This window comes from Sphingomonas sp. SP5 (assembly GCF_058313455.1).
Window position 1 is genome coordinate 148,452 of the sequence record NZ_JBZFLF010000006.1, and the last position, 23,612, is coordinate 172,063.

Consider the following 23,612-nt stretch of genomic DNA (forward strand, 5'->3'; position numbering starts at 1 on the left):
GACGCCGCGGCAGCCGGAACCGGTCCGCCCACGCAACGCCCCCAACACCGTCGTCACGCGAGGAACACCTCGATCGCACCGCACACCCCGTCGGCACGAAGGACAACCGCGACGGGCAGGTCTCCTGGCTCCCGGGTCGTCGCCTTGCCCGGCCTTCCCGGATCGTGAGATCCAGTGGCGCGCGGAAGGAGCAAAGGCTCGCCGGTCACAGTTGCGGGGGCAGCCCCGGATGGCGAGCGCGGCTCGCTTCCGGGTTCCCTTTTCATCCCATCTCTGGGAACCTGTCGCGTCGGCGCCCCTAGGGCGATGGGGAGACGAAGGCAAGATGGCGACGATGGTGTTCCTGGGCGGCGCACGCTCCGGCAAGAGCCGGCTGGCGCAAGGTGCGGCGGAGGGGCATGCGGGACCGCTGCACTATCTCGCTACGGCAGAGGCGCATGACGACGAGATGCGTGAGCGCATCGCGCACCACCGCGCGGATCGCGATACACGCTGGACGACGATCGAATGTCCGCTGGCGCTGCCCGAGGCGATCGGCGGTATCGGCGAAGGCGCGGTGCTGGTCGACTGCCTGACCCTGTGGCTGTCGAACCTGATGCTTGGCGAGCATGACATCGCGGCGCGCACCACCGATCTGCTGACGACCTTATCCCGAGCGCCGGTGCCGGTATACGTGGTGAGTAACGAGGTCGGCATGGGCATCGTCCCCGACCACCCGCTCGGCCGCCGGTTCCGCGATGCCGCGGGGCGCCTCAATCAGGCGGTCGCCGGGATGGCGGACGCGACCTATTTCGTGGTCGCCGGCCTGATGCTGCCGTTGCAGCGATTCCAGCACTCCGATCCTCCCCCGCCAGGGGGAGGTGGCGCGCCGAAGGCGTGACGGAGGGGGGCAAGCTACGTCCTGTCCGGTCAATGGCATCGCTGCCCCCCCTCCACCATTTGGCTGCCGTCGGGAGAGGAAGGATAGCTGCAATCGATTGTTGTGTTTGCAGCGGATGATGGTACGATGCCGCACAAGCTCGCCGGAGACGGGCCCATCGCCAGAGAGGACGCCGATGCGCATGCCTGACTCCAAGCCGCAGCTGTCGTTGGGACGGGTGCTTGAGATGAATCTGGGTTTCCTCGGGCTGCAATTCAGTTTCGGGCTGCAGCAGGGCAACATGGCGCCGATCTACAGCTACTTGGGCGCAGCGGAGGCATCGCTGCCGCTGTTGCAGCTGGCGGGGCCGATCACGGGCCTGCTCGTCCAGCCGCTGATCGGCGCGATGAGCGATCGTACCGATTCCCGCTGGGGGCGGCGGACGCCCTATTTCCTGGTCGGCGCCCTGCTGTGCGCGATCGGGCTGTTCTGCATGCCGCTGTCGTCGTCGCTGCTGATGGCGGTGTCGATGCTGTGGATCCTCGATGCCGGCAACAACATCACCATGGAGCCCTATCGCGCCTATGTGTCCGACCGGCTGAACGCCAACCAGCACCAGATCGGCTTCCTCACCCAGTCGGCGTTCACCGGCCTTGCGCAGATGCTCGCGTTCCTGACCCCGTCGCTGCTCGTCTGGGCGGGGATGAACCAGGATTGGGTCGACGCGCACAACATCCCCTATACCGCGCGGATCGCGTTCATGGTCGGCGCCGCGCTGAGCTTCGGGACGATCGTCTGGTCGATCCGCCGGGTCCCCGAGCTGCCGCTGACCACCGCCGAGCGCGCCCGCATCGCCGCCGAGCCCAAGACGCCGGGCGCGGTACTCGCCGAGATCGGTGCGGCGATCCGCGACATGCCGGTGGCGATGCGCAAGCTGGCTCTGATGAGCCTGTTCCAATGGTATGCGATGGCGGCCTATTGGGCGTACGTCATCTATGCGATCGGCCGGTCGGTGTACGGCACCAATGTCGCCACCTCGACCGGCTTCCATTCGGCGGTGCTGACCAATGGCGAGATGGCGGCGTGGTACAATGCCGTCGCCTTCGTCGCCGCCTTTGCGATGGTGCCGCTCGCCAAGCGGATCGGCGCGGCGAGCCTGCATGCGGCCTGCCTGGTGCTCGCCGGGATCGGCATGCTGTGGCTGCCGCACGTCACCGAGAAATGGATGCTGTTCCTGCCCGCGATCGGCGTCGGCATCGGCTGGGCGAGCATCATGGGCAACCCGTACGTGATCCTCGCAGGGTCGATCCCGCCGGAGCGGACCGGCGTCTACATGGGGATCTTCAACATGATGATCGTCATTCCGATGCTGATCTTCTCGGCCACGATGTGGGCGTTCTACGACACCCTGCTCGGCGGCGATCCGCGGCACGTTCTGACGCTGTGCGGGGTGCTGATGTTCGCCGCCGCCGCCGCGGTGTGGAGCGTGCGCGCGCGCAACGCCGAAGGGCTGCCGGTCGGCATGACCGCGGCATGATCGCGCTCCACGGCCCGTCCAGCAGCCTGGTGCTGGAGCCGCGCGGCGAGGCGCCGCCGGTTTGGCGCTGGTGGGGGCCGCGCGTCGCTGCGACGGGGCTGCCGCCGCTGGCGGACGTGCGGCCGGCAGCGTCCTTTTCGCTCGACCACGACCAGCCGCTGACCGTGGCGCCGGCGTTCGGCACCGGCTGGTTCGGCCCCGCGGCGCTGCATGCGCATCGCGGCGGGCGCGCCTTCGCGCAGCGTTTCGTGGTGGAGGCGATCGTGGAGGCGGAGGATACGGTGACCGTCACCCTGGTCGACGACGCCGCCGAGGTCGCCCTGGTACAGCGGATCGCCCTCGCCGGCGATGTGGCGACGCTGTCGGCCAGCGTCGTCAATCGCGGCGACGATGTGCTCGACGTCGCTTGGCTTGCCGCGGGTACGCTGCCGCTGCCCGCCGATTGCGCCGGCATCCGCAGCTTCACCGGCCGCCACAATGCCGAATTCGTGCCCCAAGCGGAGCCGATGCCCGCGCACGGCTGGCTGCGTGAGAACCACCGCGGCCTCACCGGTCATGCCGGGCCGCCGGGGCTGTTCGTGATGGGGCCGGAGGCGGGGTGGCATGGCGGCCGCGTCCATGCCGCGCAGCTCGCCTGGTCGGGCAACCACCGCCTCGCCGTCGAGCGCGACGACGACGGGTTCTGGACGTTGCAGATGGGCGAGGCGCTGGCCCCCGGCGAGATCCGGCTGGCACCCGGCGAGCGGTACGACAGCCCGGAGATGCTGGCGACCTGTTCGCCCGCGGGCCTCAACGGCGCGATCCAGGCCTTCCACGCCGCGGTGCGCGCCCGCGCGCCCTGGCCGGCGGACGGCATGCCGCCGCGGCAGGTGCATGTGAACAGCTGGGAAGGCTTCTACTTCGACCATGACGAGGCGGCGCTGATGGCGCTGGCCGATCGGGCCGCCGCCCTGGGCGTGGAGCGGTTCGTGCTCGACGATGGCTGGTTCCGGGGCCGCGACGACGACACCGCCGCCCTGGGCGACTGGACGGCCGATCCGCGCAAATATCCACGCGGCCTGGGGCCGCTCGCCCGCCACGTCACCGGGCTGGGGCTGAGTTTCGGCCTGTGGGTCGAACCGGAGATGGTCAATCCGGACAGCGATCTTGCCCGCGCGCATCCCGATTGGGCGTTGCAACTGGACGGCGTGCCGCTGCTGACGGCGCGCAATCAGCTGGTGCTCGACATGGGCCGGGAAGCGGTGCGCGATCATCTGTTCGATGCGATCGACGCGCTGCTGCGCGACCTGCCGATCGCCTATCTAAAATGGGACCACAACCGCGATCTCGCCCCGGCCGGCGATGCGCGCGGCCATGCCGGCTACCACGCGCAGGTGCTGGGCGCCTATGCGCTGTTCGACCGGCTGCGCGCGGCGCACCCGACGCTGGAGATCGAGGCGTGCGCCGGCGGCGGCGGCCGGATCGATGCCGGCATCGCCGCCCGCACGCACCGGTTCTGGACCAGCGACTGTATCGATGCGGTGAGCCGCGTCGCGATGCAGCGCGGCTTCCTGCATTTCATGCCGCCCGAGATGATGGGCGCGCACGTCGGCGCTTCGCCGGCGCATTCCACCGGCCGGCGGCAGGGCATGGCGTTCCGCACCGCCGTGGCGCTGCCCGGCCATCTTGGCGTCGAGCTGGATCCCGCCGCTATGGGCGTGCGCGAAGCCGAGGTGCTGGCCGCGGGGATCGCGCGCTACAAGGCGCTGCGCGACCGGCTGCACCATGGCCGCGTCTGGCTGGGCGAAGGACCGGACGGTCTCGTCTGGCAGATGCACGGCGAACCGGGCGACCTGCTGCTGAGCGTCACCCGCGTTGCACCGACCACCCTGCGCCATCCCCCTGCCCTGACGCTGCCGCCGCTCGCCGGCGCGGGCGCGACCCGCGTGCGCCTGATCGACCTCGCCACCGAGGATGGCCACCCCGCCCCCGATGCGCCGCTGTTCGCCGTCATGCGCGGACATGGGTGGGAACAGGGGCGCGAGGGCGGCGTGACGTTCGATGGCGACTGGCTCGCCCAGGCCGGCCTGCCGCTGCCGGCGATGAAGGCGGAGAGCGTCGCGCTCTTCGCGCTGGAGACTCTATGACCCGTCCTGCCCCCTCCGCTTCGTTCGCCGCAGCGCCCGCCCCCGTCACCACCCATTGGCGCGCCGAGGATGCCCGCCGCGCCGCGGACCAGCCCGCCGCCGCGCTGCCCGTCATCGCCGCCGCCGATGTCGTGCCGGTGCTGCCCGGCCACGACGTGTGGGACATGTGGCAGATCGCCTATGCCGACGGACGCAGCGTGCTGCATCAGGGCCGCAGCTGGTGGTTCTTCCTTGCGACGCCGCGCTTCGACGACCCCGACGATCGCCACGATGCCGCGCGTATCCGGCTGACGAGCCACGGTGCCGACGGCTGGCGCGACCATGGCGATGCCTTTCCCGACGGCTTCGCACCGGGCAGCCGGGAATGGTCGGGATCGGCGGTGCTCGACGCGGACGAGACGACGCTGACGATGTATTTCACCGCCGCCGGCCGGCGCGGGGCGCCGCGCACCTTCGAACAGCGCCTGTTCGAGACGCGCGGGCGCTTCGTGGATGGACGGCTGAGCGACTGGACGGTGCCGGTCGAATCCGTCGCGGCGGACGGCGACACCTATCTGCGCGCCGACGAGGCGGCGGCGACCGACGGACGGATCAAGGGCTTTCGCGATCCCGGCGTGTTTCGCGATCCCCATGACGGTGCCGAATACCTGCTGTTCGTCGGTTCGGCCGGTTGGGCGGAGGAGGTGCACGACGGCGTGATCGGCGTCGCCCGCCGCGCGCGTGCCGATGCGCCCTGGTCGCTGGCGCCGCCGCTGGTCGAGGCGATCGGCGTCAACAGCGAACTGGAGCGGCCGCACGTCATCCATCGGGATGGGCGCTATTATCTGTTCTGGTCGACGCAAGCGAAGCGCTTCGCTCCGGGCATCGGTGCGCCGACCGGCCTTTATGGCATGGTGGCCGATGCGATGACCGGGCCGTGGCGGCCGCTCAACGGATCGGGCCTCGTCGCCGCTAATCCGCGCCAGGAGCCGTACCAGGCCTATTGCTGGTGGGTGACCGGCGAGCTGGACGTGCTGAGCTTCGTCGATGCCTGGGGCCTCAACGGCGCCGTGCCCGACACCGCCGCCACCCGCCGCGCGCATTTCGGCGGCACCGCGGCGCCGTGGTTCCGCCTGATCCTCGATGGCGACGCGGCGCGGGTGGAGATGGCGCGATGAGGCACCGCCTGCTGCTCGCCCTTCCCCTCCTCGCCCTGCCCATCCTCACGCACGCGCAGACGGCGGAGGCGCGGGTCACCGCCCCGGCCGGTGCGCGCGTGTTCCGGCTGGACGGCAACGGCGTCACCTATGCGCTGGGGGTCGACGACAAGGGCTATCTGCGCCCCATCCACTGGGGTGCCGCCGTCGCCGAGGGCGACCCGCTGGCGCCGCCGATCGTCGCCGAACCTTCCAGCTTCGATCCCGCGCCGACCGTCACCGCGCAGGAATATCCGGGTCAGGGCGAAGGCCTGGTCACCGATCCCGGCATCAAGGTCGCCTTTGCCGACGGCAATCGCGACCTCGTGCTGAAATATCGCAGCCACCGCGTCGATGGCGAGACGCTGACGGTCGAGCTTGCCGATATCAGCCAGCCCTTCTTCGTCACGTTGCGCTACACGATAGACCCGGCGACCGGCGTGCTCGCCCGCTCGGCAAGCGTGCGCAACGGCGGCAGGCGACCGGTGCGCATCAACCAGATCGCCGCCGCGGTCTTCACCTTGCCCGCCGGCGACGATTACCGGCTGAGCTATCTCACCGGCCGCCACGCCGCCGAATGGACGCTGAAGGATGTGCCGGTCACCCCGGCGCTGACCGCGATCGAGAGCCGCCGCGGCCTGACCGGCCATGCCAACAATCCGTGGTTCGCGATCGGCAAGACCGGGCAGACGGACGAGGCGCACGGCCCCGTCTGGTACGGCGGGCTCGCCTGGTCGGGATCGTTCCGGATCAGCGTCGCGCAGGACGTGCTCGGCCGCGTGCGCATCGCCGGCGGCTTCAATCCCTATGACTTCGGCTGGAGCCTGAAACCCGGCGAGACGCTGGAGACGCCGGTGTTCTACGTCGGCTATTCGGGCCATGGCATGGGCGAGGCGTCACGCGATTTCCACGCCTTCCAGCTGGCGCACATCCTGCCCGAGCATGCCCGCGCAAAGCTGCGCCCGGTGCTCTACAACAGCTGGGAAGCGACCACCTTCGACGTCACCGAGGCGGGCCAGATGGCGCTGGCGGAGAAGGCGGCGGCGATCGGCGCCGAACGCTTCGTCGTCGACGACGGCTGGTTCGGCGCGCGCGACAGCGACCGTGCGGGCCTGGGCGACTGGACGGTCAATCCGCGCAAGTTCCCGCATGGCCTCAAGCCGCTGATCGACAAGGTGAAGGGGCTGGGCATGGATTTCGGCCTGTGGGTCGAACCCGAATCGGTCAATCCGGACAGCGATCTCTATCGCAAGCATCCCGACTGGGTGATCGGCTTTCCCGGCCGGCCGCGGACCGAGGCGCGCAACCAGCTCGTCCTCAACCTCGCGCGGACCGACGTGCGCGACCATATCCTCGGCTGGCTCGACCGGCTGGTGAGCGAGAACGACATCGCCTTTCTCAAGTGGGACGTGAACCGGCGCTGGACCGAACCCGGCTGGCCCGGCGCGTCGCCCGCCGACCAGCAGCGGTTGTATGTCGATTACGTCCGCAACCTCTACTGGATCCTCGCCGAACTGCGGCGGCGCCACCCGGCGCTGGAGATCGAAGGCTGCGCCGGCGGCGGCGGCCGCGTCGACCTCGGCATGCTGCGCTGGGTGGACGAGGTGTGGCCGTCGGACAATACCGATCCCTCCGACCGGCTGGCGATCCAGGACGGCTTCACCCATGCCTACACGCCGGCGGTGATGATGGCCTGGGTGACGGACAGCCCGAACTGGGCGAACACGCGCGTCACCAGCCTCGACTACCGGTTCCTGTCGGCGATGCAGGGCGGGCTGGGCATCGGTGCCAATCTGCTGAAATGGCAGGCGGAGGATGTCGCCACCGCATCGAAATGGATCGCCGCCTACAAGACGATCCGGGCGACCGTGCAGCGCGGCAATCTCTACCGCCTCGTCAGCCCGGAAGCGTCCGCCTCCACTTCGGCGACGATGTATGTCGGCCGGGACGGGCGGCAGGCGGTGCTGTTCCAGATGCTGCATTCGTCGATGTGGCGCGACAATCCGCCGGCGATCCTGCCCCAGGGGCTCGATCCGGCGCGGCGCTATGCGGTGCGGATGCTCGGCGGCGGCGCGCTGCCGGACGGCGTGCCGGCCAGCGCGAGCGGCGCCTATTGGATGGCGACGGGCCTGCGGGCGCCGCTGAAGGGCGATTTCGCGGGTGCGGCCTTCGTGTTCGAGGCCTTGTAGGGTCGCGCGCACAAAAAGGCGGAGCGGCCGAAGCCGCCCCGCCCCTTCCGGGGAAGAACCGGGAAACCCGTCAGAAGCGGTAGCGGACCGAGCCCGTCACCGTGCGCCCGTAGAGCGCGGTGTTGTTGAAGACGGCGGTGGTCGAGGAGACCGTCGGCCCCAGGCTGCCGCCGCCGCGGAAGCCGAGCTTGTCGAACAGGTTGTTGACGTTCAGCCCCAGCTCGACGCGCTCGGTCGGGCGCACGGTCACGAAGCCGTTGACGAAGGTCGAGCCCTTGATCGTGTAGAGGTTGAAATCGTCCGACTTGGTGCTCGTCTGGCCGTTGACGCTGACGCCGAAGGCGACCGGCCCGGCATCGTAGGAGGGCGAGACGACGAACAGGAAGTCGGGCAGGCCGCCCGGCTTGTTGCCGACCAGCGCCGCGGTCGCGCTGCTGACGATCTTCGAGGCAGCATAGGTCGCATCGACCGCCAGGTTGAAGTTGCCCGCGTTGAACCGGCTCGAGAACTCGACGCCATAGGACCGATAGCCGTTCGAGATGTTGGGATTGTTGTTCGGCGCCGGCTGGTTGATGCGGGTGAAGTCGTAGTTGTTCTCGGTCAGCGTCGAGTGGAAGCCGGTGATCTCGACCGAATACGACCCGCCGAGCACGCCGCCGCGCTGCTTCAGACCGATTTCCTGCTGGTTGAGGAAGTTTACCGAGGTCGCCTGCCCCTGCGCGTTGAGCGAACCGTCGGCGTTGAAATTGCCCGACAGCACGCGCCGGTCGGCGTTGAAGCGGCCGCCGCGGCTGGCGCGGGCGAAGACGCTGGTGTTGTTGCTGAACGCATAGAGCGCACCCAGCGACCAGCTGACGTAATGGTCGGTATAATCGATCTTCTCGGGCGTGGCGCTGAGCACCAGCGACGGGATCAGCGCAACGCCCAGCGCGTCGCGGACCTGCGTCGTCGGACCGGCGACGCCGCCCTGCGCGGTGCCTTCGCCATGCACGCTGTCATAGCGGACGCTGGCGTCGAGGTTCAGCCCGCCGACCTCATAGCCGACCTGCAGGAACGGTGCGGCATCGGTATAGGTGAGGTCGACGCGGCGGGCGCAGCAGCTGCCCCAATTGTCGTTGAACCCGGCCTGCCCCGCGGCCGTCAGCTGCGTACCGGTGGTCGAAAACAGATCGAGCGGTGCCGCATTGGTGCCGTTCAGCTCGCTGAACTGGCGGTTGACGTGCCAGTCCTGGACGATGTTCTGCTTCATCACGAACACACCCGCCGTCACCCGCGCCTTGCCGGGGCCGACGTCGAACTTGCCGTTCAGCGTCAGGTTGTTGGCGAAGTTGTTCATGTTCTTCATCAACGTGTTGATGTTCGGATTGTTGTTGATGTAGCTGCCGGTATAGACCTGCCCCGCGTTCGGCCCCGCCGCATAGCGGATCGAGCCCACGATCTGGCCGTTGACGCACGAGCCGATCACGCCGTTCGCGCCCGGCGACGTCGCCGCGCAGGACACGCCTGCGACCGTGTTGACGCGGTTGGTGACGTTGATGAACTGCGTCGTGAAATTGCCGCTGATCCACTGATAGCGGATCGTGTCGTCCAAGGTCAGGTTGTCGCTGATGTCATAGTGGAACTGCGCGCCGATGCTGGTGACGCGAGGATGGATGCCCTGCATCTCGGCCGTCTTGATGCCGCCGCCGTCGTAGTCGAGATACTGGAAATAGCGGTTATAGATTGAATAGGCGGAGCCATCGCGCCCATCGAAGGTCGGCAGCGGCTGGAAGTTGCTGATCGTATTGCCCTTCACCGTCGCCAGCGACGGCGTGGTCGTGTTCGTCGGCGCCTGTTCGTCGAGCCGCTTGAACAGCAGCCGGATGTAGCCGCGGTTGTCGGGCAGATCCTTGGTCAGGTTGGCCTTGATCTGATAGCCGCGCAGGATGTTGAAATTCTCGTTGGTGTAGCCGCCGCCGTTGCGCGCATAGCCGCCGATGTGGAAGCGGGTCGTGTCGTCGATCGGCGCACCGTAATCGAAATCGACGCGGTGTTCGCGGAAGCCGAGGCCGTTGCTGTAGGCGACCTCGCCCCCCGCCTTTTCACCCGTCTTGCTGATGAAGTTGATGACCGCGCCCGGCGCCTGGCTGGCGAAGGTGGAGGCCGAGCCGCCGCGCACCGCCTCGACCGTCTTCACGTTCTGGTCGAAGCGGATCCAATAGTCGTTGTTGCCGAAGTTGATGTCGCCGAACAGCACGTCGGGCAGGCCGTCTTCCTGTAGCGCGACATATTCCGAACCACCGGTCGACACCGGGATGCCGCGCACGCCGATGTTGGCGTTGCCGCCCGGACCCGCCGTGTCGGACGGCTGGAGTCCCGGCACGTTGCGCAGGATCTCGGCGACCGAGCGCGGCGTGAAGTTCTGGATCGCTTCGTTGCTGAGCTGCGACACCGAGATCGAGCTGCGGAAGCGCGAGCGTTCGCCGGTGGAAGCGGTGACGACGATGTCCTCGCTTTGCGCCGCCGCATCGGGGATCGCACCGGCCGCAGCCGCCTGATCCGCAGCGGGTGTCGTGGCGCTCGCGGGCGCAGCCGGCGTCGTCTGGGCGGCGACGGGGGCAGCGGCGAACATCGCAGTCATCGCGATCGTCGAGCCGCAGGTGAGCAGCACCTTCATCGTCATGGCATCTCTCCTCCTCAGGTGCCCCGCTTTGGAGGCTAACAACTGATCCATATCAGACCAGCAATCGTTTGCAACATCGGATTGCAAACGATTGCTGGTGAGAGGAGGTTGTTGCCTTGTTGCAACATCGGCAGGGGGACGGCGTCGGGGTAGATGCTATCGCCTCATACGCCTCCCGCCATTCATTTTGGCCTGAGGCGGCTCAGCGCGAAGGGTTGGTGGAACCGCCCCTTCCCAGCGCTACGCTACGCTACGCTGCAGCGCCGATGCGCTTGAGATAGTCCGCGTGGGTCGGCATCGACTCCGCCATGCCGGCGATCGCACCTGCCAGACGGTCGACGAAGGTGGCGCTCGCCGCCGCTCCGCCGCCATAGCCGAGCAGAGGATCGACCGCGGCGGGGATGTTGAACTGGCCGATATGCACCGCCAGCCAGCTTGCCGGACCGAACAGGTCCATGTCGCGCGCCAGCAGACGGCCCGCCTCACGGAAATGGGCGATCTTGAGCGCGAGCGTATCGGGGATCGGCATCGCCGCGCATTCGCGCCATAGCGGCGCATCGTCGCGCGCGGTCAGCTTGTAATGCAGGATCAGGAAATCGCGGATGCGCTCATATTCGGTGATCGCGACGCGATTATATTCCGCCGCCGCCAGGGGATCGCTGCGCCCCCTGGGGAAATAGGCGAGCAGCTTGGCGATGCCGGCCTGGATGAGGTGGATGCTGGTCGATTCGAGCGGCTCCATGAAACCGCTGGCGAGCCCGATCGCGACGACGTTGCGGTTCCAGAACAGCCGCCGCCGGCCGGTGGTGAAGCGCAGGTGCCGCGGCTCCGCCAATGCCTCGCCGTCGAGGTTCGCCATCAGCGTCGCCGCCGCCTCGTCATCGGACAGGTGGCGGCTGCAATAGACGTAGCCGTTGCCGGTGCGGTGCTGCAATGGGATGCGCCATTGCCACCCCGCGCCGCGCGCCGTCGAGCGGGTGTAGGGCGTCAACCCGTCGCCGCCGGTGACGCACGGCACCGCCACTGCCCGATCGCAGGGCAGCCAATGCGTCCAGTCCTCGTAACCGGTGGCGAGCGCGCCTTCGATCAGCAGGCCGCGAAAGCCCGAGCAATCGACGAACAGGTCCGCCGCCAGCCGCCGCCCGCCGTCGAGCGTGACCCCGGCGACATCGCCGCTCGTCCCGTCGCGGGCGACATCGGCGATCCGCCCCTCGACGCGGATGACGCCGCGCGCCTCGGCATAGCGGCGCAGGAAGCGCGCATAGAGGCCGGCATCGAAATGATAGGCATAGTCGAAGGTCGAGGCGACGCTGCGCGGATCGGCCATCGGCGCGGCGAAGCGGCCGCGCTTCGCTGCGCCCCACGCCATCGACAGATCATCCAGCGGCACCCGCCCGCCCGCCGCCCGCGCCGCCAGCCAATGCTGGTGCACGGCGACGAGATCGAACGGCTTGCCGAAGGTGCCGAAGGGGTGGAAGTAGCGATGGCCCTGCTTCGCCCAGTCGATGAATTCGATGCCGAGCTTGAAGGTGCCCTTCGTCTCGCGCAGGAACTCGGCTTCGTCGATGCCCAGCGTGTCGTTGAACAGCTTGATCGGCGGGATCGTCGCCTCGCCGACGCCGACCGTGCCGATGTCGTCGGATTCGACCAGGGTGATCGTGCACCCGCGCGGCAGGGCATGCGCCAGCGCCGCAGCGGTCATCCACCCCGCGGTACCGCCGCCGACGATCAGGATGGCGCGGATCGCCGCCGCATCGGTATCGCTCATCCTGCCCTCGCCATCATGGACCTATCGTTCGCCCATTGCGAACCGATCCGCAAGCCGTCCGCCGGGCGATGGTACGGTCATTACGCGCCTGACAGGATCGAACGCGCGTGATAGCCCTTGCAACCATGTTCGCCCAATTGCTGACGCCCCCTTATCTGCCGTTCGCGATCGCGTTCGTGGTGATGGTCGGCATCGGCATCATCGAGGCGCTGCCCGCGGTCGCCGCGGCGATGCGCTATCGCGTCGGCGGCCCGCTGATCAACGGGCTGATGGCGGAACTGGGCATGAGCGGTGGGTCGCTGAACGGGATGCTCGCCGGCAGCGGCGGCGCGGTGGCCGCCGAACCGGCGATCCGGGTGGAGCACACCGCGTCGGACTGAACGCAGGTCGGGTCAGGGGTGACGGGCAGTGCCTACGCCCCCTCCGGCACCGCCGCATCCGGGTGGAGGACCCCCTCCGCCCGCAGCGCCTGCCAGAAGGCGGCCGGGATCTTCGCCCGCAGCGCGGCATGGTCGGCGAGCAGGTGCGTCGGCGAGGCGGTGCCGACGATCAGCGAGGCCGCCACGTCCGGCGCCTGCGCGAACTGGAGCGAGGCGGCGACGAGATCGACGCCGTGCTGCGCGGCGATCGTGCGCAACTGCTCCATGCGTTCGCGCTTGTCGGCAGGGATCAGCGTGTTCTCCTCGCCATAGTTATAGCGCGGCGCGCCGCCGAGGAAGCCGGCGTTGAGCGCCGATCCCATCACGAAGCTGACGCCCGCCTCACGCGCACTGGGGAACACCTGCTCCACTGCATTGGCATGATCGACCAGCGAATATTGGCTGGCGAGCAGGTGGACGTCGCTATCGGCGACCTCCAGGCAGCGCAGGATCGGCTGCGGGCAGTTGACGCCCATCCCCCAGCCATCGATCACGCCCTCTTCGCGCAACCGGGTCAGCGCCGGGAAAGCGCCCTGCTCCGCCACCGGCCACAGCGTTTCCCAATCGTCGGGCAGGTAGGGATTGTCCGGCGACAGATCGTGGACGAAGACGATGTCGAGCCGGTCGAGGCCCAAACGCTGCAAGCTGTCCTCGATCGAGCGCAGCACGCCGTCGGCGGTGTAGTCGAAATGCGGCGTGTTGGGGGAAGTGGTGAAGGGGAAATAGCGCTTGGCGTCATGGTCGCGGCTGGCGCGGAGCAGCTTGCCGACCTTGGACGAGAGGACGAATTCGTGGCGCGGCTTGCGGGCGAGGAACCGGCCGAAGCGGCGTTCGGCGAGCCCCAGGCCATACCAGGGCGACACGTCGAAATAGCGCACGCCCGCGTCCCAGGCGGCGGCGAGCGTCGCTTCGGCCTGTTCGTCGGTCGCGAACTGGAATTCGTTGCCGATCGCTACCCCGCCGAGGCCGAAGTCATGGGGCGGACGATAACGCTGCTGAGCCATGCGGGAACACCCTTGCCGTTGAGCAGGGGGAACACGGCAGCACGGGTTCGGTATCCGTCAGCCCCGGCAATCGTACGCTGGCGAACGCTCAGCGCAGGCGCCGCTCGAACAGCAGGCGATAGAGGCGCGGCGGAATGTGCGAGCGGCGGCCGAGCAGGACGGCGCCGAGCATGGGTGCCGCCGCATCGCGCAGCTGCGCCATCATCGCGCGTGCCACCGGGCGCCGCGTCGCCTCCGCCTCGATCACCGCGACGACGCCGTCGACCGACTGGGCGAGCTCGACGCCTTCGAACCCGTCGGCGACCGGCGGGGCGGTGACCACGACATAGCCGTAGCGCAGCTTGAGTTCGCCGATCAGCCGCCGGTCGAGCCGCTGTCCCGAACAGGCGGCGATGCCGAGGACGGCGGTATCCATGTCCTCGAACGCCTCCATCTCGATGGCGTCGGCGCGCTCGGGCACCGGCGCATGATCGGCGAAGCGGACCAGCACGACGCGCCCGCGCCGGCGCCGCACGATCGTGCGGCCGATGCCGAGCGCCGCCTCCTGCAGGCTCATCTTGGCGGTTGGCGCGACGAGCAGCACCGCACGTCCGTCGCGCCCGCCCATCGCGTCGATCGCGCCGACGAGGCGGCCGTAATCGCGCTGCTCGTTCGGATTGACGTCCCCGTCAGGCGCCATGGGCGCCGCCAGCACGGTGAGACCGAGCGCACGCTCCACCTCGATCGGCGACAGGAACACCTCGCGCAGGCTGCCGAGTACGAACACGGTGGTGCCCGCGATCAGGATGGCGGCGACGATGCTGCCCGCGATCAGCAGCAGCGGCGGATTGTTGCGCTTGGCGGGCGGCGTCGGCGCCTCGATCACCCGCACGCTGGGGCTGCCGGCGTCGGACGCCTGGTTGAGCTGCACCCGCGCCTGCGCGACCTGGCCGGCGAGCGATTTGTAGCTGTCGGCGAGCACGTCGCGCTCCAGCTTCATCGCGGTCAGCCTATCGCCGATTGCATTGAGCTGATCGAGCCGCGCCTTGGACTGCGCCATCTGCGTGGCGAGGGCGCCGGCGCGCGCCTGGGTACCGGCAAGGCTCGCCTGCGTCTGCACCACCCGGTCGCGCGTCGTGTCGAACAGCTGGTTGCGCCCGGTGCGGCGCGTCTGCACCATGTTGCGCCTTTGCTGGTCGATCGTGCCCTGCACATTGGCGATCTGCCGGTCGATCTGCGTGACCTGCGGCGAGCCTTTCATGAAGCGCGACGCGAGGTCGGCGCGCTTCGCCTGCAAGGTCAGCAGCGATGCCTGCATCTCGCCCAGGGCGCGGGCGGCTTCGGTGTTGTCGCTGTAGAGTTCGACGTTCGCCGGCATGCCGCGAGTGTCGGCGCGCAGCGAGGACAGGCTGCGGCTGGCGTCGGCGAGCGCGGCGTCGGCATCGAGCTTGTTCTTGCGCAGCAGGTCGTCCTGCGCGACCGCGCCGGCCACCTGTGCGCCGATATCGACGATGCCGTTGTCGCGCTGATAGGTGACGATGCGCGCGTTGGCGGCGTCGAGCTGGCGGCGGACGGCGTCGCGCTGCTGCTCCAGGAACGTCACGCGGCCCGCGGTCAGCACGTTCGCACGCGTTTCCAAATAATGCGCGATCAGCCGCCGCAGCGTCGCCGCCGCCTGTTGCGGATCGCGCGCCGTGTAGGTCAGCTCGATGACATTGGCATCGTTCGCCTTGGTGACGTGGAGGTGCGATTCGAATCGCTCCAGCGCGGCATTCACCTCGGCCGGGGCGGCGTTGGGCGGCAGCTGCTCGCGCACCACGGCGCGGTGCAGTTCCAGGCTGCCGAGCATCTGCAATTCGACATTGGCGACGGCGACCGGATCGAGCACCTGGCCCGGCTGCGGCGCGTTGCCGGTATCCTGCATGTCGTAGATGCCGGTGCTGAGCGGCAGCAGCCGTGCCTCCGCACTGTAGGTCGGCGGCATCAGCAGCGCGGCCAGCACGCCGAGCGCGATCATCACGCCCGCCACGATCAGCGCGACGCGCCGATAGTAGAACAGGCCGTTCAGCAAGTCGCGCAGCGCGAAGGGAGCCGGCGTACGCGACGTTTCGAGCGCCTGACTGGAAGAGGTGAAATCGAGCATGCCCGCCGATCTTGCGTGGGTGAAGGAAAGTCCCGTTCGGTCCGGTCCTTATCGCCGCGCTCGCTTACCGTTCCATTAAGGCTTGTCGGCTAGTCGGAAGGCAGAGGGCGCACCGAACAGGGATCAGGACGACGGCCATGTCGAAACGGGCAGGAACACGATGGGCGACGGCGCTGCTGGCGGGCGCGCTGGTGCAGGGATGCGCCACTGCGCCCCCGCGGGACGCCGGCTTCGCACGCGTCGATACCGCCGCCCCGCCGCCGCCTGTCGAGCAGGTCTATCGCATCGCGCCGGGCGATGAGCTGGCCGTCACCTTTCCCTACAATCCCGAACTCGACCATGCCGGCCCGGTCGGCCCCGATGGTCGATTCGCGATGCCGCTGGTCGGCAACCTGCCGCTCGGCGGGCGGACGGTGGACGAGGTCGCGCGCCTGATCTCCACCGACCTGCGCCGGCTGGGCGTGGTGGAGGATGCGCGGCCGACAGTGGCGATCCGGCAATATGGCGCGGTGATCTACGTCGGTGGCGAGGTGCGCCAGCCGGGCGCGGTGAAGCTGACCCAGGCGATGGACCCGATGCAGGCGGTCATCAGCGCCGGCGGCATGCTCGACACCGCGCGCACCCGGCAGGTGGTGGTGATCCACCGCACGCCCGAGGGCACCATCGTCCAGCGCCACGCCGACCTACGCGACTATACCCGCCGCGGTATCGCCACCGGCATCGCGCTGCAACCGCAGGACATCGTGTTCGTGCCGCGATCGTCGATCGCCGAGGCGGACCTGTGGATCGACCAGCATATCAACCGGCTGCTGCCGTTCAGCCGCAGCCTCAACTACAGCATCGGCAACACCAACGCGGTCTTCACCCGCTAGCATGATCGCGGCGGCCGCCCCGGTCGAACGGCCGTCCCTCCGCGGCGGCCCGATCGCGCGCCTGCGTGCGATCGACGTGCGCTGGGCACGGGTCGCATGCCTCGTCGCGGTGCTGCCGCTGTTCGGGCAGAGCTTTCACTACGTCAAGCTGCTGCCGCCGCTGTGGGCGCTGTCCAAGGCATTTCCGATCCTGTCGCTGCCGCTGTGCCTGTACCTGCTCGCCGGACCGCGGCCGCTCGCCGCGCGGCAGCTGCTCGTCACCTTCGTCTGGCTGCTGCTGGTGCCGACATTCATCTCGCTGGTGACGTTCCAGCAGACCTTTTTCGTCGCGCTCGCCGCGCAGGTGAAGCTGCTGCCGATCCTCTACGCCTTTTCCTTCCTCGCACTGTTGCGCTGGTTGCGGCCGACGATCCGCGAGATCGCGGTCGCCTTCGCGATCTGCGCGCTGCTGACCTTTGCCATCCTGCTGGCGATCTGGGTACTGGCGCCGCAATCGGCCTATGCGGAACATTATGTCGCGGGCGATTCGCCGCTGCTGGCCGCGGACAGCCGGGGCAATCGCATCCGCCTGCCGATGTTCTTCGGCCTGGTCGGCATCCTCTATGCCTGGCGCGTGTTCCTGGTGCGGCGGCGGCCCGGCTGGCTGGGGCTGTGGGCGACCGGGTTCCTGCTCGTCTTCGCGCTCGTCCGCATGCGCACCTATGTGCTCGGCATGGCGCTGATGGCGGCGATCACCGCTTTCCTCGCCGCCAGTGCGCGGATGAAGATGGTGCTGGTCGCGCTGATCCCGTTCGCGTTGGGTGCGCTGTTGCAGGTGCCCTATATGGCGTCGATCTTCAGCACCGACAAAGCCTTCGCCTTCGACGTGCGCTGGATCTCGACGGTGAAGGCGATCGCGTTCCTCGGCACCGACCCGCTGCGCTGGACTTTCGGCGTCGGCACGATCAGCCCGATCGATCCCGCCGGGCTGATGACCTATTTCAACCATTTCTTCTTCCTCGCCGACATCACCTGGATGGGCGTGGTGTTCGAATTCGGCATCGTCGGCGCGATCCTGATCCTCGCCATTCCCGCGCGCGGCATGCTGATCTTCCGCACGGTGCGTAGCTGGCGCGACGATCCGTTCGTTGCCGCGCTGGGCGATTACCTCGGCTATGCGATCCTGATCTCCGAGATGCTGCCGATGACGCTGGCGCCCGGCGAGTTGACGACGATCATCGCGATCGGCGTCTATCGGCTGGAACAGCTGGGCCGCGCGGCGTGATCTGCATCCGCCGCATCGCCATCGTGACCCTGCTCGCCGCGCTGCCGCTGTCGATCGCGGCGGTCGCCGCCCTGCGCACCGCGCCGGTCCGCATCGTGGTGGATGCGGCGGCGGACCGGCATCCGATCAGCCCCTTGATCTACGGCACCAGTTTCGCCGATCCGGCGGCGGCGCGCGATCTCGGCCTCGCGCTCGACCGGTCGGGCGGCAACAGCGCCTCGCTGTACGACTGGCGCAGGGAGGCACGCGGCGCCGGACGCGACTGGTTCTTCGAAAGCCTGCCGATCGCCGCCGACGATCCCGCCCAATATGGCGCGCGCTTCGTCGCCCAGGCGCGGGTCGGCGGCACAGAACCGATCGTCACCGTACCGATGACCGGCTGGGCCGCGACGCTGACGCCCGATGGCGGCAAACAGGCCGCCTTCTCGATCGCCCGCTACGGCGCGCAACAGGCGAACGATCGCGTCGGCCTGCCCGATGCGGGCAACGGCGTGCGGCCGGATGGCACGCCGGTGACCGGCAACAACCCGCACGATGCGGCGCATCCCGTGTCGCCGGCGGAAACAGCCGCGTGGCTGCAAGGACTGGTCGCCCGCTTCGGCCCGGCATCGCGCGGCGGCATCCGCTTCTATGCGCTGGATAACGAGACGACGCGCTGGCACGATATCCACCGCGATGTGCTGCCGGTCGGCCTGCACGCCCGCGAACAGGCGGCGCGCACGATCGCCTATGCGCGGCTGGTGAAGGCGGCCGATCCGTCGGCGCAGGTGATGGCACCGGAGGCCTGGGGTTGGGGCGAATATCGCTACAGCGGCTTCGACCAGCAACAGGGCGATGCGCACGGCTATGACGCCCTGCCCGACCGCACGCACGAAACGGGCGGCATGGACCTGCTGCCCTGGCTGCTGACGCAATGGCGCGCCGCCGGCCATCCGATCGATATCGTCAGCGTCCATTTCTATCCCCAGGGCGGCGAGTTCCATGCGGACGGCGACGACGACGTATCGCCGGCGATGCAGGCCTTGCGCAACCGGTCGACGCGGCTGCTGTGGGACCCCGGCTATCGCGACACCAGCTGGATCGCCGACACGGTGGCGCTGATCCCGCGGCTGCGCGACTGGACGGCGCGCTATTACCGGGCGGGCACGCCGATCGCGATCACCGAATATGACTGGGGGGCGCCGCGCCACATGAACGGGGCCACCGCCCAGGCCGACGTGCTCGGCATCTTCGGGCGCGAGGGGCTCGACATGGCGGCGCGCTGGATGACGCCGCCCGCTGGCAGCCCGGCGTATCTGGCGATGAAGCTGTACCGCAACGCCGACGGCCATGGCCGTGGCTTCGGCGAGACCAGCGTCGCCGCCCGCGCGCCGGACCCGGATCATCTCGCCGTCTTCGCCGCGCTGCGCGCACGCGACGGTGCGCTGACGCTGGTCGCGATCAACAAGGACGCGGACGCCGAGCGGCCGGTGAGCATTGCGCTCGATCATTTCGCAGTCCGCGGCCGCGTCACCGGCGTGCGCCTGTCGCGCGGCAGGCTGGCGGAGATCGCCGGCACGCCCTACGGCGGCGGCACCCTGTCGGCGACCCTGCCGCCGCAAAGCATCACTCTGTTCGAACTGCATCCCGATGGTCGCTGAACTTCTTGGCCGCATGCGGACCCGCCACGGCGGGTCGTTGGTCACCACCGCGACGCGGCTGATCGACATCCCCTGCCGCTATGGCATGCACCTGATGATCGCGCTGCGGCTGCCGCTCGATCAGGTCGGCGCCTTCTACATCGTGTTCGGGACGATGAGCCTCGCCTCCGGCCTCGGCCGGCTGGGGGTGGACCGGGCGCTGACCCGCGAGATGGCGCGGGCGCTGGCACACGGCGACACCGCCGGCGCGCGCGCGGCGCTGTGGCGCGCGCTGGCGCTGGTGCTGGCGCTGTCGGTCGGCCTCGCGATCCTCACCGCCGCGCTCGCCTGGCCGATCGCGCGGCATGTCATGGACAAGCCGGCGATGACGCCGCTGTTCCTGATCGGCGCGCTGTCGATCATCCCGCTCAACCTGTCGAGCCTGACCGCGGGCGCGCTCGCCGGCCTGCACCGCGTGACCGAGAGCCAGATCGTCTACACCTGGCTGTGGCCGGGGCTGTTCTGCGTCATCGCCTTTCTGCTGCCGCTCGACGTCGCCCTGGCGCTGCTCGCCATCGCCGGCGCCATGGCACTGGCGGCGGTGATCGGCACAGCGATGCTGTTCCAGCACCTGCCCGCCAAGCCGGCGGTGCGCGGCACCGCGGCGCCGCTGCTGTCGATCGGCCTGTCGCTGTTCAGCGTCGAGCTGGTGCAATTGCTCATCAGCGCCGCACCGCCGTTCGTCCTCGGTGCGCTGTCGACCACCGATGCGGTGGGCCTGTATGCGATCGCGTGGCGGGTGGTGCTGGTGATCTACATGTTCGTCAGCGGCGTCGCGTCGTTGGTCTCGCCGCGCTTCGCGCGCCTCTACATGCTGCACGACCATGCCGGCCTGCGGCGCGAGGCGCGGCGCGCGCTCGGCTTCGCGCTGGCGCTGGCGCTGCTGCCGATCGCGCTGGTGACGATCGAGCCTACGCGCATCCTGATGCTGTTCGGTGCGCATTTCGCGCCTGCCGCATCGACGCTGCGCATCCTGCTGATCGGCCAGCTCGCCGCGGCGCTCACCACCACCACGCCCGAACTGCTCGGCATGACGGGCTATGCGCGCGCGCTGCTGCGGCTCAACGCGCTGGCGCTGGTGACGCTGCTTGCCGGGCTGGTCGGCTTCGTGCCGTCGCTAGGCGCGGACGGGGCCGGAATCGCGACGGCGGCGACGATGCTGGTCAATGCGATCGGCGGTTCGATCGTCGCGCAGCGCCGGCTGGGGTTCACCCCGATCGGCGAACTCTACGCCGCGCTGAGCCGCCGCCGCTCCGCAATGGCCTGAGCCGCCTCGGCGACGCCCGCCGCCAGCGGCGTCCAGGCGATACCCAATTCGCGCGTCGCCCTCGCGGGATCGAGGCGGATGTCCTGCTGCCACAGCCGCGCCAGCGACGGCGGGATCGGCGGCGGCAGCGCGCCGGTGACGCGGCGCGCCAGCACCAGCGGCACCGCCAGGACCTTGCTGTCCAGCCGCAGCTGCCAGGGGGGCACACGCCGGATCGGCACCGCGCCGAGCGCACGCGCAAATGCCAGGAAATAGCCGTTCCAGTCCGGCGCATCGGGCTGGGCGAGGTTATAGGCCGCGCCGCCCGTGCCGCGGCGCAGCGCCGCCAGGATCGCGGCGACGACATCGTCGACATGGACGATGTTGCTGCATCCATCGCCCGCCGCGCCGAGATCGCCGATCCGGCGCTGCCGGAGCAGGGTGGCGATCCGGTCGGACCATTGCGGGCTGCCTGCGCCGTAGATGCAGCCGGGGCGCAGGATGACCGTGTCCGATCCCGCCGCGGCGCGCTCCGCCTCAGCCTTGGCCGCGGCATAGGCACCGCTGTCGGCGAGCAAGGGTGCGGTTTCGTCGATGCGGCCGGTGGCGCTGCCGTATACCGCCATCGAGCTGAGATGCACGACGCGCCGATCGCCGGCCGCGGCGAACAGTGCGGCGGCGTTGCGGGTGATGGTGTCGGGGCCGCCCGCGACGCAGTTGACGACGGCGTCGATCCCGGCGAGCGCGGTGGTCAGCGCCGCGACGTCCGTCGCATCGACGACGACCCGCTCGGTCACGCCGGGCCGGCCGCGCCGGCCGCCGGCGACCGGGCTCGCCCAGCCGCTCGCCGCGAGCGCCGCCACCACCTTCGTGCCGACGAACCCGTCCGCGCCCAGCACCAATACCCGCATCATGCCCGTCCCTTCCCCGTCTTCAGCCGTTCGGCGAGCCGCAGCGCCAGCGCGACCGCGGTCAGCGTCGGATTGGCCTGGCTCGATGTCGGAAACACCGCCGCGCCCGCGACGTGCAGGTTGGCGATGCCATGGACGCGGCAATGCCGATCCACGACGCTCCGCCGCGGATCGTCGCCCATGCGTGCCGTGCCGATATGATGGCCGGGATAAGCGCCGTAGCGCGTCATCTCCGCCTCCACCGCGTCCGGATCATAGTCGAACCGGCCGCAGCCCGATCGCGCCAGATCCTCGGCGAGCAGCGCCAGCGCGGTGCGCAGCGTATCGATATCGCCCGCGGTGTAATGCCAATCGACCAGCAGCCGCGGCATGCCGTAGGCATCGCGCGCGTCGCCCAGCAGGACGCGGCTGTCACGATTGGGCTGCTGCTCGGCATGCACGTCCAGGCTGTAGGCGCCGTCGCGCGGCTCGACCACAATCGAGGGATATTTGCGTGCGGCGAGCCGCCGGGCAACCAGCATCTGCGCGGCGAAGCGCGCGACCGCCGCCGGCTGACGGGCGACGTTGCGGACGTGCGCCAGCGTGCCGAGCGGTCCGCCCGCGTCGCTGCCGACCAGCCGTCCGCGATAATGCCGCGGCACCAGCAGCCGGCCGAGGAACAGCGCGGACAGGATGCCGGTGCCATGCGCCGGATCGCCGATGCGCGGATGGTGCAGGCGCAGCACGACGTTGCCGATCCGGTGGCGGCGCTGCGCCGCGTCGCTCAGTGCCAGCCGGCGGCGGCAATAGGTGCCGTCGTCGGCGATATCGTAGCCGTGCCACACCGCAGCCGGAGCGGCGGCGCGAAAGGCGCCGATCGTGCCGGCCAGATGGCTCATGTAATAGCGGCCGACCACGTCGTGTCCGTTGCCGACGCCGGCGGCGTGCACGGCGCGGCTCGCCAGCATCAGCCGCGGCGTTTCGAGGCCGCCGAGCGCCAGCACGACCTCGTCCGCCGTGACGGTCAGCGTCCGCCCGCCCGCATCGCGGACGGACAGGCCGGCGACGCGCCCGCCCGCGGGATCGAGGTCGATCGACTGCACCGCCGCGCGCAGCAGCACGCGCACGTTGCCCGCTTGCGCCAACCGATTGCGATACCGCGCGCCGAAATCCGTCGGGCAGCTCAGCCGTTCGAGCGAATCGTCGCTGTAATGGTCGCCGGCGAAGCCCGCGATCATCGGCCGCGTGCCCGGCGGCAGCGCGGTGCCGGCGCGATAGTCGAAGTCGCCGACCTCGCACAGTCGGTTCGCTTGCGGATAATAAGCGGCGAGCGCGTCTGCGCCGATCGGCCAGCCGCTGTCCGGCACCCAGTCGCGCGGCTCGTAGTCGATCGGATCGAGCGGCATGCAGCGGCCGCCCCACACGGTGCTGGTGCCGCCCAGCCGGCGTTCGCGATATTCGACCGTCGGGCTGTGCAGCGCCGGGTCGGCGACCGCGCCTTCGTAAAAGGCCTGTACCGCAGGATCGCGGGCGAGATCACCCGCCTCCAGCAGCAGCACGTCGCGTCCGCCCTCGGCAAGCGACAGGGCCAGGGCAATACCGACGGGACCGCCGCCGACGATGCAGACGCCGGTACGCAGGGCAAGGGTGTCGAGTTCGCTGGCCTGGGCAATCACGAGCGTCGCGGTAACAGCAAAGCGCTGCCCGAGAGTTAATGCGGCAGCGACAATCGGCGTGCCGCCTCGCCTACCAATTCTTAAAGCCTGTGACCTAGATCAGCGACCAATCCCTTCTCGTCCC

At 69.4% G+C, this 23,612-nt stretch carries 16 protein-coding genes and 1 riboswitch; of the genes, 10 read left to right on the forward strand and 6 right to left on the reverse strand.

The genetic code is table 11. From position 1 onward, the window contains the following. Positions 1–97: 97 nt before the first annotated feature. A riboswitch (cobalamin riboswitch) is annotated at positions 98–300 on the reverse strand. 25 nt (positions 301–325) lie between these two features. From cobU to AC4GY7_RS15205, 5 genes are all read left to right on the forward strand, one after another. Then, positions 326–880: a bifunctional adenosylcobinamide kinase/adenosylcobinamide-phosphate guanylyltransferase gene (cobU, locus tag AC4GY7_RS15185; protein ID WP_491115615.1), complete on the forward strand. Its 555-nt coding sequence runs from the start codon at positions 326–328 to the stop codon at positions 878–880. A gap of 175 nt (positions 881–1,055) precedes the next feature. Continuing rightward, positions 1,056–2,396, forward strand: coding sequence for an MFS transporter (locus AC4GY7_RS15190; RefSeq protein ID WP_491115617.1), 1,341 nt, complete (start codon positions 1,056–1,058; stop codon positions 2,394–2,396). Next, positions 2,393–4,522 carry an alpha-galactosidase gene (locus tag AC4GY7_RS15195; RefSeq protein ID WP_491115619.1) on the forward strand — a complete coding sequence of 710 codons (2,130 nt, stop codon included), beginning with the start codon at positions 2,393–2,395 and terminating at the stop codon, positions 4,520–4,522. Before AC4GY7_RS15190 ends, AC4GY7_RS15195 begins: the two co-directional genes overlap by 4 nt. Then, positions 4,519–5,679 carry a glycoside hydrolase family 68 protein gene (locus AC4GY7_RS15200; RefSeq protein WP_491115621.1) on the forward strand — a complete coding sequence of 387 codons (1,161 nt, stop codon included), beginning with the start codon at positions 4,519–4,521 and terminating at the stop codon, positions 5,677–5,679. Before AC4GY7_RS15195 ends, AC4GY7_RS15200 begins: the two co-directional genes overlap by 4 nt. Then, on the forward strand, positions 5,676–7,886 hold the full coding sequence (locus AC4GY7_RS15205) for an alpha-galactosidase (RefSeq protein WP_491115622.1): 2,211 nt from the start codon (positions 5,676–5,678) through the stop codon (positions 7,884–7,886). Before AC4GY7_RS15200 ends, AC4GY7_RS15205 begins: the two co-directional genes overlap by 4 nt. Positions 7,887–7,956: 70 nt before the next feature. Here the strand turns inward: AC4GY7_RS15205 and AC4GY7_RS15210 are convergent, their stop codons facing one another. Both AC4GY7_RS15210 and AC4GY7_RS15215 read right to left on the reverse strand, forming a co-directional pair. Then, positions 7,957–10,548, reverse strand: coding sequence for a TonB-dependent receptor domain-containing protein (locus AC4GY7_RS15210; RefSeq protein ID WP_491115624.1), 2,592 nt, complete (start codon positions 10,546–10,548; stop codon positions 7,957–7,959). Positions 10,549–10,798: 250 nt separating this feature from the next. Next, on the reverse strand, positions 10,799–12,316 hold the full coding sequence (locus tag AC4GY7_RS15215; RefSeq protein WP_491115626.1) for a tryptophan halogenase family protein: 1,518 nt from the start codon (positions 12,314–12,316) through the stop codon (positions 10,799–10,801). 107 nt (positions 12,317–12,423) lie between these two features. On the opposite strand from AC4GY7_RS15215, the gene AC4GY7_RS15220 reads away from it, so the two are divergent. After that, a complete protein-coding gene (locus AC4GY7_RS15220) occupies positions 12,424–12,696 on the forward strand; it encodes a hypothetical protein (RefSeq protein WP_491115628.1) in 273 nt (90 codons plus the stop codon). A gap of 32 nt (positions 12,697–12,728) precedes the next feature. On the opposite strand, the gene AC4GY7_RS15225 is transcribed toward AC4GY7_RS15220, so the two are convergent. Together AC4GY7_RS15225 and AC4GY7_RS15230 are read right to left on the reverse strand one after the other, a co-directional pair. Continuing rightward, positions 12,729–13,739 (reverse strand): aldo/keto reductase, encoded by a 1,011-nt coding sequence (locus AC4GY7_RS15225; RefSeq protein WP_491115630.1) that lies wholly within the window; start codon positions 13,737–13,739, stop codon positions 12,729–12,731. Between the two features lie 88 nt (positions 13,740–13,827). Continuing rightward, complete coding sequence (locus AC4GY7_RS15230; RefSeq protein WP_491115632.1) at positions 13,828–15,861, reverse strand: exopolysaccharide transport family protein; 2,034 nt, start codon at positions 15,859–15,861, stop codon at positions 13,828–13,830. Between the two features lie 137 nt (positions 15,862–15,998). Between AC4GY7_RS15230 and AC4GY7_RS15235 the strand changes: the two genes are divergently transcribed. From AC4GY7_RS15235 to AC4GY7_RS15250, 4 genes are read left to right on the forward strand one after another with little or no spacing between them, the layout of a single operon-like run. Then, positions 15,999–16,733: a polysaccharide biosynthesis/export family protein gene (locus AC4GY7_RS15235; RefSeq protein WP_491115634.1), complete on the forward strand. Its 735-nt coding sequence runs from the start codon at positions 15,999–16,001 to the stop codon at positions 16,731–16,733. 1 nt (position 16,734) lies between these two features. Beyond that, complete coding sequence (locus AC4GY7_RS15240) at positions 16,735–17,997, forward strand: hypothetical protein (protein ID WP_491115636.1); 1,263 nt, start codon at positions 16,735–16,737, stop codon at positions 17,995–17,997. After that, complete coding sequence (locus AC4GY7_RS15245; protein WP_491115638.1) at positions 17,994–19,637, forward strand: glycoside hydrolase family 44 protein; 1,644 nt, start codon at positions 17,994–17,996, stop codon at positions 19,635–19,637. The genes AC4GY7_RS15240 and AC4GY7_RS15245 overlap by 4 nt, the downstream gene beginning before the upstream one ends. Beyond that, positions 19,627–20,943: a lipopolysaccharide biosynthesis protein gene (locus AC4GY7_RS15250; protein WP_491115639.1), complete on the forward strand. Its 1,317-nt coding sequence runs from the start codon at positions 19,627–19,629 to the stop codon at positions 20,941–20,943. The genes AC4GY7_RS15245 and AC4GY7_RS15250 overlap by 11 nt, the downstream gene beginning before the upstream one ends. Here the strand turns inward: AC4GY7_RS15250 and AC4GY7_RS15255 are convergent. Together AC4GY7_RS15255 and AC4GY7_RS15260 are read right to left on the reverse strand one after the other, a co-directional pair. Continuing rightward, positions 20,904–21,836: an NAD-dependent epimerase/dehydratase family protein gene (locus AC4GY7_RS15255; RefSeq protein WP_491115641.1), complete on the reverse strand. Its 933-nt coding sequence runs from the start codon at positions 21,834–21,836 to the stop codon at positions 20,904–20,906. The two genes, AC4GY7_RS15250 and AC4GY7_RS15255, sit on opposite strands and share 40 nt — an antisense overlap. Beyond that, positions 21,833–23,488 (reverse strand): FAD-dependent oxidoreductase, encoded by a 1,656-nt coding sequence (locus AC4GY7_RS15260; RefSeq protein ID WP_491115643.1) that lies wholly within the window; start codon positions 23,486–23,488, stop codon positions 21,833–21,835. The genes AC4GY7_RS15255 and AC4GY7_RS15260 overlap by 4 nt, the downstream gene beginning before the upstream one ends. Between the last annotated feature and the right edge of the window lie 124 nt (positions 23,489–23,612).

What these genes read in the sequence shown, in the direction of transcription:
- cobU (WP_491115615.1), top strand. Translation starts at nt 326, where the DNA reads ATGGCGACGATGGTGTTCCTGGGCGGCGCACGCTCCGGCAAGAGCCGG.
- AC4GY7_RS15190 (WP_491115617.1), top strand. Translation starts at nt 1,056, where the DNA reads ATGCGCATGCCTGACTCCAAGCCGCAGCTGTCGTTGGGACGGGTGCTT.
- AC4GY7_RS15195 (WP_491115619.1), top strand. Translation starts at nt 2,393, where the DNA reads ATGATCGCGCTCCACGGCCCGTCCAGCAGCCTGGTGCTGGAGCCGCGC.
- AC4GY7_RS15200 (WP_491115621.1), top strand. Translation starts at nt 4,519, where the DNA reads ATGACCCGTCCTGCCCCCTCCGCTTCGTTCGCCGCAGCGCCCGCCCCC.
- AC4GY7_RS15205 (WP_491115622.1), top strand. Translation starts at nt 5,676, where the DNA reads ATGAGGCACCGCCTGCTGCTCGCCCTTCCCCTCCTCGCCCTGCCCATC.
- AC4GY7_RS15210 (WP_491115624.1), bottom strand. Translation starts at nt 10,548, where the DNA reads ATGACGATGAAGGTGCTGCTCACCTGCGGCTCGACGATCGCGATGACT.
- AC4GY7_RS15215 (WP_491115626.1), bottom strand. Translation starts at nt 12,316, where the DNA reads ATGAGCGATACCGATGCGGCGGCGATCCGCGCCATCCTGATCGTCGGC.
- AC4GY7_RS15225 (WP_491115630.1), bottom strand. Translation starts at nt 13,739, where the DNA reads ATGGCTCAGCAGCGTTATCGTCCGCCCCATGACTTCGGCCTCGGCGGG.
- AC4GY7_RS15230 (WP_491115632.1), bottom strand. Translation starts at nt 15,861, where the DNA reads ATGCTCGATTTCACCTCTTCCAGTCAGGCGCTCGAAACGTCGCGTACG.
- AC4GY7_RS15235 (WP_491115634.1), top strand. Translation starts at nt 15,999, where the DNA reads ATGTCGAAACGGGCAGGAACACGATGGGCGACGGCGCTGCTGGCGGGC.
- AC4GY7_RS15240 (WP_491115636.1), top strand. Translation starts at nt 16,735, where the DNA reads ATGATCGCGGCGGCCGCCCCGGTCGAACGGCCGTCCCTCCGCGGCGGC.
- AC4GY7_RS15250 (WP_491115639.1), top strand. Translation starts at nt 19,627, where the DNA reads ATGGTCGCTGAACTTCTTGGCCGCATGCGGACCCGCCACGGCGGGTCG.
- AC4GY7_RS15255 (WP_491115641.1), bottom strand. Translation starts at nt 21,836, where the DNA reads ATGATGCGGGTATTGGTGCTGGGCGCGGACGGGTTCGTCGGCACGAAG.